The following is an 8600-nucleotide window of genomic DNA, read 5'->3' as shown; positions in this document are numbered from 1 at the left end:
CGCGTCCGATGGCCGCGCCCACCCGGCTCCCCGAACAGCGCCTCCGTCCGGCGCCGGACCTCCTCCGCCGAGGTCTCACGGTCCCGTGCGCCCCGGAGCCGGTGCCGGGCGCGGCCATCGGACGCGGGTGCGCGCCCCGGACCGCTGGTCGCCGCCGCTGAACGGGAGGAGGAACGCGAACGCGCATGTGATCGAAGTGCCATGCCGGGAGGATCGGGCACATCACCGCATCCGCGATGATCTTGCTCGATTCCCGTGGACTACTGCCCGGTTGTGGACAACTCCCTCACCCGTACGGGCCGACGCAGGGCCGGGTCAGGTCCGCCGCGGCCTCACCGGGCCGAGACCACGACCCCCAGCAGGCCGGGCCCCGTATGGGCCCCGATCACCGCGCCGACCTCGCTGACGTGCAGCTCGGTCAGCCCGGTCAGCCGGGCCTTCAGCCGGTCCGCGAGGGCCGAAGCGCGTTCCGGGGCGGCGAGGTGGTGGACGGCGATGTCGACCTCGGCGGCACCCGCCCGCTCGGCCGCGATCTCCTCCAGGCGGGCGATGGCCTTCGACGCCGTGCGCACCTTCTCCAAGGGCTCGATACGGCCGTCGGCCAACTGGAGCAGCGGTTTCACCGCCAGCGCCGATCCCAGCAGGGCCTGGGCGGCCCCGATCCGGCCGCCCCGGCGCAGATAGTCCAGGGTGTCGACGTAGAAGTAGGCGGCGGTGCCGGCCGCCCGTTTCTCCGCGGCCGTGACGGCCTCGTCCACGCCGCCCCCCGCCCCCGCGGCCTCCGCCGCGGCGAGCGCGCAGAATCCGAGCGCCATGGCGATCATTCCGGTGTCCACCACCCGCACCGGCACCGGCGCCTCGCGGGCCGCGACGACCGCCGCGTCGTGGGTGCCGGAGAGTTCGGCGGAGAGGTGGAGGGAGACGATGCCCGTGGCGCCGGCCTCGGCGGCCCTGCGGTAGGTCTCGGCGAAGACCTCGGGGCCGGGCCGGGACGTCGTCACCGGCCGCCGCTTCTGGAGCGCCTGGGCGAGGGAGCGGGTGGAGATCTCGGTGCCCTCCTCGAGCGCGCGGTCGCCGAGGACCACGGTCAGGGGGACCGCCGTGATGCCGTGCCGCTCCATCGTCCGGGCCGGAAGGTAGGCCGTGGAATCGGTGACGATGGCGACATGGCGGGACATGAGCTGGAGGGTACCTGGCGCACCGCCCCCTGGGCAGCCCGGCCCGGCGGACCGGGCGGGGCCGTGTCCGGATCAGTGCGCCCGGATCAAGTGGTGCTCTCCGGGCGGGGCTTCTTCTGCCACGGGTAGGCGACACGCGGCGCGGCCGGTGCGATCGCGGGCCGCGCCGGCTCGGCCGCGGACTCCCGTACGGTGTCGGAGCGCGGCGCGCCGGACGGACCGTGTGCTCCGGACCGGGGCGAGGACGCCGGCACGTCCGCGGGGCCGGTCGCGGGCTGCTGGTCGGTGGTCGTCCAGTGCCGCAGGGCACCGGTCTCGAGGTCGATCTGGGTGCTCAGCGAGTCGAGGTCGTCGGCCGCGAAGTGGCGGGCGCGGTCGCGGGCCGCCCAGCGCAGGGAGTCCGCCGACCGCGCGATGCGGTGGGTGCGCTCACGCAGTTCGGGCAGCCGCTTGCCGAGGGTGCCGCGGTCCGGTTCGGACTCCAGGCGCCTCAGCTCGGCGTCCAGCTCGTGCCCGTGCGCGCTGAGCCGCTCGAAGAGACCGAGGGACTCCTTGAGGGACTGGTCCTCGGCCGCTCCGGCCTCCAGCGCGTCCTGGGTGGCGCGCATGGACGTCCGCAGCTTGAGCCTGAGTTGGGCGATCTCACCGGCCGGGCCGGACTGGGCGAAGGACTTGACCTTCAGGGTGTGGTCCTCGACCGTGCGGCGGGCCTGGGTGAGGTGACGGTCCGCACTGCGCTTGGCGGCGCCGACGACCTTCACGGTGGCGTAGACGCCCAGCGTGACGAAGAGCACGAAGAGCAGGGCCAGTACTGCGATCACTGCTTCCACGGGACTCCTCCTCCGGGCCCTGGGGCCACCCTTCGCACACCACGTCGTTCTTCAACGGTAAACGCGACGGGCAGGTCCTGAGTTCCGACAGAACCCCGAACCTGCCCGTAGGGGATGCCCCCGAACCCGCGGCCGGCGGCCGGCGGCCCGTGACAGGCCACCGACCGACGCCGTCCTACGCCGTCACGCCGGAACGATGTTCACCAGCTTGGGCGCCCGCACGATCACCTTGCGGATCCCGGCCCCGTCCAGCGCGGCGACGACCTTCTCATCGGCCAGCGCGGCCTTCTCCAGCTCCTCGTCGGAGATGGCGGGCGGGACCTCCAGGCGGGCCTTCACCTTGCCCTTGATCTGCACCACGCAGGTGACGGTCTCGTCGACGAGGTACGCCGGGTCGGCGACCGGGAAGTCCTGGTGGACGACCGAGTCGGTGTGGCCCAGCGCGCGCCACAGCTCCTCGGCGATGTGCGGGGCCAGCGGCGCCACCATCAGCACCAGGGCCTCGGCGACCGGGCGCGGGACCGGGCCCGACTGCTTGGTCAGGTGGTTGTTCAGCTCGGTGACCTTGGCGATGGCGGTGTTGAAGCGCATGCCCTCCAGGTCCTGGCGCACCCCGTCGATCGCCTTGTGCAGGGCGCGCAGCGTGTCCTCGCCGGGCTCGGTGTCGACGACGGTCGCCTCGCCGGTGCCCTCGTCGACGATGTTGCGCCACAGCCGCTGCAGCAACCGGAACTGGCCGACCACCGCGCGGGTGTCCCACGGCCGGGACACGTCCAGCGGGCCCATCGCCATCTCGTACAGGCGCAGGGTGTCGGCCCCGTACTCGGCGCAGATCTCGTCCGGCGTGACCGCGTTCTTCAGGGACTTGCCCATCTTGCCCAGCAGCCGGGAGACCTGCTCGCCCTGGTAGCGGTAGACGCCGTCGCGCTCCTCCACCTCGGCGGCCGGCACCGCGATGCCGCGGCTGTCGCGGTAGACGTAGGCCTGGATCATGCCCTGGTTGAACAGCTTGTGGAACGGCTCCGCCGACGACACGTGCCCCAGGTCGTACAGCACCTTGGACCAGAAGCGCGCGTACAGCAGGTGCAGCACGGCGTGCTCGGCGCCGCCGACGTACAGGTCGACGCCGCCGTGCGGCATGCCCTCGCGCGGACCCATCCAGTACCGCTCGATCTCCGGGTCGACCAGCTTCCCGGAGTTGTGCGGGTCCAGGTAGCGCAGCTCGTACCAGCAGGAGCCGGCCCAGTTGGGCATGGTGTTGGTCTCGCGGCGGTACGGGCGCGGGCCGCGGCCGTCACCCAGGTCCAGGGTGACGTTGACCCAGTCCTCGTTGCGCGACAGCGGCGTCTCGGGACGGGTGTCGGCGTCGTCCGGGTCGAAGGTGCGCGGGGAGTAGTCGTCGACCTCGGGCAGTTCCAGCGGCAGCATCGACTCGGGCAGGGCGTGGGCGGTGCCGTCCTCGTCGTAGACGATCGGGAAGGGCTCGCCCCAGTAGCGCTGCCGGCTGAACAGCCAGTCGCGCAGCCGGAAGTTGACGGTGCCCTCGCCGATGCCCCGGCGCTCCAGCCACTCGGTGATGCGCGCCTTGGCCTCGACGACGCCCAGGCCGTCCAGGCTGACCTCGTCGTTGGACGAGTTGATGATCTTCGCCTCGTGGGAGGAGAAGGCGTCCTCCCAGGTGGAGGTGTCGGTGCCGCGGCCGTCGGTCGGCTCGACGACGCAGTGGATCGGCAGTTCGAAGGCGCGCGCGAACTCGAAGTCGCGCTGGTCACCCGCGGGGACGGCCATGATCGCGCCGGTGCCGTAGCCCATCAGGACGTAGTCGGCGATGAAGACGGGCACCTGCTCGCCGTTGACCGGGTTGGTCGCGTAGGAGCCGGTGAAGACGCCGGTCTTGTCCTTCGCCTCGGCCTGGCGTTCCACGTCGGACTTGGAGGCGGCCTGCGCGCGGTAGGCGGCGACGGCCTCGGCGGGGGTGGCGTGGCCCCCGGTCCAGACGTCGTGGGTGCCCTCGGGCCAGGCGGCGGGGGTGAACTTCTCGACCAGCGGGTGCTCGGGCGCCAGCACCATGTAGGTCGCGCCGAACAGGGTGTCGGGGCGGGTGGTGAAGACGGTGATGTTCTCGCCGTCGATCGGGAAGTCGACCCGGGCGCCCTCGGAGCGGCCGATCCAGTTGCGCTGCTGCAGCTTGATGGCCTCGGGCCAGTCCAGGGCGTCCAGGTCCGACAGCAGCCGGTCGGCGTAGGCGGTGATGCGCATGTTCCACTGGCGCAGCTTGGCCTTGAAGACGGGGAAGTTGCCGCGCTCGGAGCGGCCCTCGGCGGTGACCTCCTCGTTGGCCAGCACGGTGCCCAGCCCGGGGCACCAGTTGACCGGCGCGTCGGAGGCGTAGGCCAGTCGGAAGCCGCCCAGGACGTCGGCGCGCTCGGCCTCGCTCAGCTCGCCCCACGCCCGCGTGTGGCCCGGTACGGGGCGCTCACCGGACTCGAAGCGGGCGATCAGCTCGGTGATGGGGCGGGCCCGGCCGGCCTCGTCGTCGTACCAGGAGTTGAAGATCTGCAGGAAGATCCACTGGGTCCACTTGTAGTAGTCCGGGTCGATCGTGGCGAACGAGCGGCGCCGGTCGTGGCCCAGGCCCAGCCGGCGCAGCTGGGCCTTCATGTTCTCCATGTTGGCCTCGGTGGACACCCGCGGGTGGGTGCCGGTCTGGACCGCGTACTGCTCGGCGGGCAGGCCGAAGGCGTCGAAGCCCAGGGTGTGCAGGACGTTGTGGCCGGTCATGCGCTGGAACCGGGCGGAGACGTCGGTGGCGATGTACCCCAGGGGGTGGCCGACGTGCAGTCCCGCACCCGAGGGGTACGGGAACATGTCCATGATGAACTTCTTGGGCCGGGCCACCGTCTCCGGGTCGCCCGCCAGGTCGCCGCTCGGGTTGGGCGCGTCGTACGTGCCCTCGGCGTCCCAGAAGTCCTGCCAGCGTGCCTCGATCTCGGCCGCCAGGGCGGCCGTGTAGCGGTGCGGCGCGGCCACTTCGGGGGTGGCCGCGGGGTTCGTCTCGCTCATGGTCCTCAAAGCTCCATCGATCGTCTGCGCCCACGGCTGCCGCGACATTCGGAAATGAAAAATCCCCTCGCACAGGAGGGGACGCCGCGCCGGTTCCGGCCGGCTGGTTCGACCAGGGCCGGGACTGATCAGCGCGGCTCGCTCAGCAGAAGGCGTACGGCACGCATGGCGTCAGGGTACCGCAGGCCCGGAGCGGACCGCGACGCACTTGTCCGCCCGCGGGAGGCGCTCCCACCCGGCCGCTTTCCTGAACTCCGGTCAAAACTTACTCCGCGTAAGGGCACCTATGGGGCAGGACAACGACCGGATCGTCTTTTGATAACAGCGCAGTAACTCAAATCTGGTACTCCCCGGTGCAACGAGGTTTAGAGTGCGCCCCGGGACCGCTTCTCCCGAACGTTCGGAGTTCCCCCATGAACCCTCGTCCAGACAGCAGCCCGCCGCCCGTCCAGGGCCGGCCGGCTGCCGGTCGGTCGTACCCGCATGCCGTCGTGCTTCCCGTCGTGACGTGGGGAGGTAGGGCGTGAGGCCGGACGACAGCACGGCGGACGACTGGTTCGCCGAGTTCCTCAACTTCGGCGTGGGCGTTCTGTCGCTCGTCTGCCTGAGCTGCTCGGTGATCTGGGGGCTGGTCGCCCAGGACCGGGTCCTGCTCGGTCCGCGCCAGCGCATCCTGGCGCAGGCGGTGCACCGGACGACCGCGGTCGCCTCGATCGCCTTCCTGCTGGTGCACATCGGCATCAAGCTGGCCCTGGAGCACACGACGTGGATCGCCGCGGTGATCCCCTTCGGCCTGCTCCTCACCGACGACGAGGCGGTGACCGGCAGGTCCTTCCTCATCGGCCTGGGAACCCTGGCCGGAATGCTGATGATCTTCGTCGGCATCACCGGTGTCCTGCGCAACCGCTTCGCCTCGCCGGCCCCCGTCGCGGCCCGCTGGCGCGCCATGCACATGCTGGCCTATCCGGCCTGGTGCGCCGCGCTGGTGCACGGGCTCTACGCGGGTCGATCGGCGAAGCCGATCTTCCTGATCCTGTACGGCCTGTCCCTGCTCGGCGTCATGGCGGCCCTCTTCCTGCGCGCCTCCCCCGCGCGGGTCAAGCGCAAGGTCGCCGACCGGGTCACCAGGCTGCTCGGCCTCACCGAGCAGCAGGGCCGCGACAGGCTCGACGAGAGCCGGGCCCGCGCCGCCGAGGCGTCGTTCCCCGGGTACGAGGGCGGCGGGAGACGCGGCTCCCGGTCCCGTTCCGAACGCCCCGGGGCGGCCGCCCGGCCGCGGTACGAGAGCGCCGAACGCCTCGCGCCGCCGGCCCCGGACCCCACGGACGGCTTCGCGGCGGCCTACCGCGCGGTCTCCCTCCCGTCCCAGCCGCAGCAGCCCCCGTACGCCGGCATGGAACTGCCCCTGGACATGCAGCCCACGCAGGTGGTCCCCACCCTCAACGGCCTGACGCTGGGCGGGCAGCCCCTGGGCGGGCAGACCGTCGGAGCGCCGCGCGTGGACGGCCCCTCCAGCACCTCGGGCAACTGGCCCATCCCGTCCCCGCCCCCGGTCGGCGAGGCCCCGCCGTCGGCCTACGATCCGCTCCAGGACACCGGATACAACATCCCCACCTACGACAATTCGGCCGCCTCCGGCTACGGCTCGAGTGATGTGCGCGACACCGGTGAGTCGAACGGCCTCTCCACCGCGTACAACCCGAATGACACGTACAACAGCGGTCCCGCCACTGATCCATCTCCCGGTGCGTCGTACGACTTCGACGCACCGGGATCGGGCGAACCTTGGAACACGCCTTCCGGAGGCTTCAAGTGAACGAGGCTCTGCCCGACGTACCCGAAGTCCGCGTCGTCGGGCTTCCCCAGCTCACGTCGGGCTTCGACCTTGTCGAGCGGCTCGATCTCCCCATGCACCTCAAGGTGCACGGGCCGCTCGAACCCCTGGGCGGCGAACAGCTCGCCCAGCTCGCCGAACGCATCAACCTCAGGGGACGCGGCGGCGCCGGCTTCCCCTTCCACAAGAAGCTGCGCTCGGTCGCCGAGACGGCGATCAAACGCGGCGTCCGGCCGGTCGTCGTCGTCAACGGCAGCGAGGACGAACCGGCCTGCCGCAAGGACACGGTGATGATCAACCGTGCCCCGCACCTCATCCTGGACGGCGCGCTGCTGTGCGCCGAGGCCATGGGGGCCCGCACGCTCGTGGTGGGGGTCACCCGGGAGTCCACCAAGCGCTCCATGGAGGCCGCGCTCGCCGAACGCGGGCTCAACAACGGGCGCCGGTCCGCGCTGCGCGCCCGGGTGCAGCTCAACCCGGTGCGCATGGTCACGGGCGCCGCGGCCTCGCTGATCCGCTCCATCGACGGGGGCCCGGCGGTGCCGCCGGGCCGCAAGGTCAGCGCGTCGAAGAACGGCGTGGGCGGCGCGCCCACCCTGCTCTCCAACGCCGAGACCTTCGCGCAGCTCGCCATCGCCGCCCGCATCGGCCCGGAGCGCTACTGCAACACCGGCCTGTACGACGAGCCGGGCACCGTCATGCTCACGGTCTCCGGGGCGGTCGCCCGCCCCATGGTGATCGAGGTCCCGACGGGCGTGCCGCTGCGGTACGTCCTCCAGCTCGCCGGCGCGCCGCCGATGCCGCAGGGCGTGCTCACCGGCGGGTACCACGGCAAGTGGATCGACGCGGCGACCGTCAACGAGGCGATCGTCTCCCGCAACTCCCTGGACGCGGTGGGCGGCGCGCTCGGCGCGGGCGCGATCCTGCCGATCAGTCAGGACACCTGCCCGCTGGGCGAGTCCCTGATGGTGGCGAAGTGGCTGGCCGAGGAGAGCGCCGGCCAGTGCGGCCCCTGCTACCTGGGCCTGCCGGCCGCCGCGCGCGGTCTGGAGGACATCCTCAACGGCGGCGGCCCCGCCGCCCTGGAGGCGGTCAAGCAGGTCGCCAAGAACGTGAAGCGGCGCGGCGCGTGTTCGCACCCGGACGGCTCCGCGATGTTCCTGGAGTCGACCGTCAAGGCGTTCACCGACGACCTCGCCGCCCATGTGCTGGGCAACGGCTGCGGGCGCCCCGTGGAGGGCGTGCTGCCGCTCTTCGAGGGGGGCAGGGCCCCTACGGGCATCCCGGGCGGGGGCGGGGAGGAGAACGGCCCCAGCCGCCAGAAGATCTTCGTGGACTGGACGCTGTGCCGGGGCCACGGCCTGTGCGCGGACATCCTCCCGGAGGTCTTCCAGCTCGGCGCGGACGGCTTCCCGACCGTCGCCCAGGCCCAGGTGCCGCGCTACGCGGAGGCCAAGGCGATCCGCGCGGTGCGCCGCTGCCCGGCGCTGGCCCTGCGCATCGAGGAGGGGGCGCAGTCCAAGGCGCCCTCCCGCAATCTGCCGGTCCTCTCCCAGGGCCGCGGCCGGCGGGCGCTGGGCCGCTGACCCGGGTCCGGGCGGGCGCCCCTCCGGGGCGGCCCGCCCGGGCACCCGTCCGGCGACGCGCGGTCCGCCCGCACATGGTGCGACAACACGTAGAGGGCGGATCATCCGA

The 8600-nt window shown here is 72.3% G+C and carries 5 protein-coding genes; 2 read left to right on the top strand and 3 right to left on the bottom strand.

Annotated elements, in window-relative coordinates; genetic code table 11:
* Nucleotides 1-332: 332 nt before the first annotated feature.
* From AOK18_RS10525 to leuS, 3 genes are all read right to left on the bottom strand, one after another.
* Nucleotides 333-1178, bottom strand: coding sequence for a DegV family protein (locus tag AOK18_RS10525; RefSeq protein WP_055573332.1), 846 nt, complete (start codon nt 1176-1178; stop codon nt 333-335).
* A gap of 86 nt (nt 1179-1264) precedes the next feature.
* On the bottom strand, nt 1265-2008 hold the full coding sequence (locus AOK18_RS10520; protein WP_055694139.1) for a hypothetical protein: 744 nt from the start codon (nt 2006-2008) through the stop codon (nt 1265-1267).
* A 183-nt stretch (nt 2009-2191) separates the two neighbouring features.
* Nucleotides 2192-5071 (bottom strand): leucine--tRNA ligase, encoded by a 2880-nt coding sequence (leuS, locus tag AOK18_RS10515; RefSeq protein ID WP_055573330.1) that lies wholly within the window; start codon nt 5069-5071, stop codon nt 2192-2194.
* A gap of 523 nt (nt 5072-5594) precedes the next feature.
* Here leuS and AOK18_RS10510 point away from each other — a divergent pair.
* Together AOK18_RS10510 and AOK18_RS10505 are read left to right on the top strand one after the other, a co-directional pair.
* Nucleotides 5595-6887 (top strand): ferric reductase-like transmembrane domain-containing protein, encoded by a 1293-nt coding sequence (locus AOK18_RS10510; RefSeq protein ID WP_055694138.1) that lies wholly within the window; start codon nt 5595-5597, stop codon nt 6885-6887.
* Nucleotides 6884-8491 carry an NADH-quinone oxidoreductase subunit NuoF family protein gene (locus tag AOK18_RS10505; protein WP_055573328.1) on the top strand — a complete coding sequence of 536 codons (1608 nt, stop codon included), beginning with the start codon at nt 6884-6886 and terminating at the stop codon, nt 8489-8491. The genes AOK18_RS10510 and AOK18_RS10505 overlap by 4 nt, the downstream gene beginning before the upstream one ends.
* The last annotated feature ends 109 nt before the right edge of the window (nt 8492-8600 follow it).

It is taken from the genome of Streptomyces prasinopilosus (assembly GCF_001419695.1).
Lineage (GTDB): Bacteria > Actinomycetota > Actinomycetes > Streptomycetales > Streptomycetaceae > Streptomyces > Streptomyces prasinopilosus.
The sequence above is the reverse complement of the archived record's forward strand: the minus strand, read 5'-3'. Positions and strand labels throughout refer to the sequence as shown.

What these genes read in the sequence shown, in the direction of transcription:
- leuS (WP_055573330.1), bottom strand. Translation starts at nt 5,071, where the DNA reads ATGAGCGAGACGAACCCCGCGGCCACCCCCGAAGTGGCCGCGCCGCAC.
- AOK18_RS10525 (WP_055573332.1), bottom strand. Translation starts at nt 1,178, where the DNA reads ATGTCCCGCCATGTCGCCATCGTCACCGATTCCACGGCCTACCTTCCG.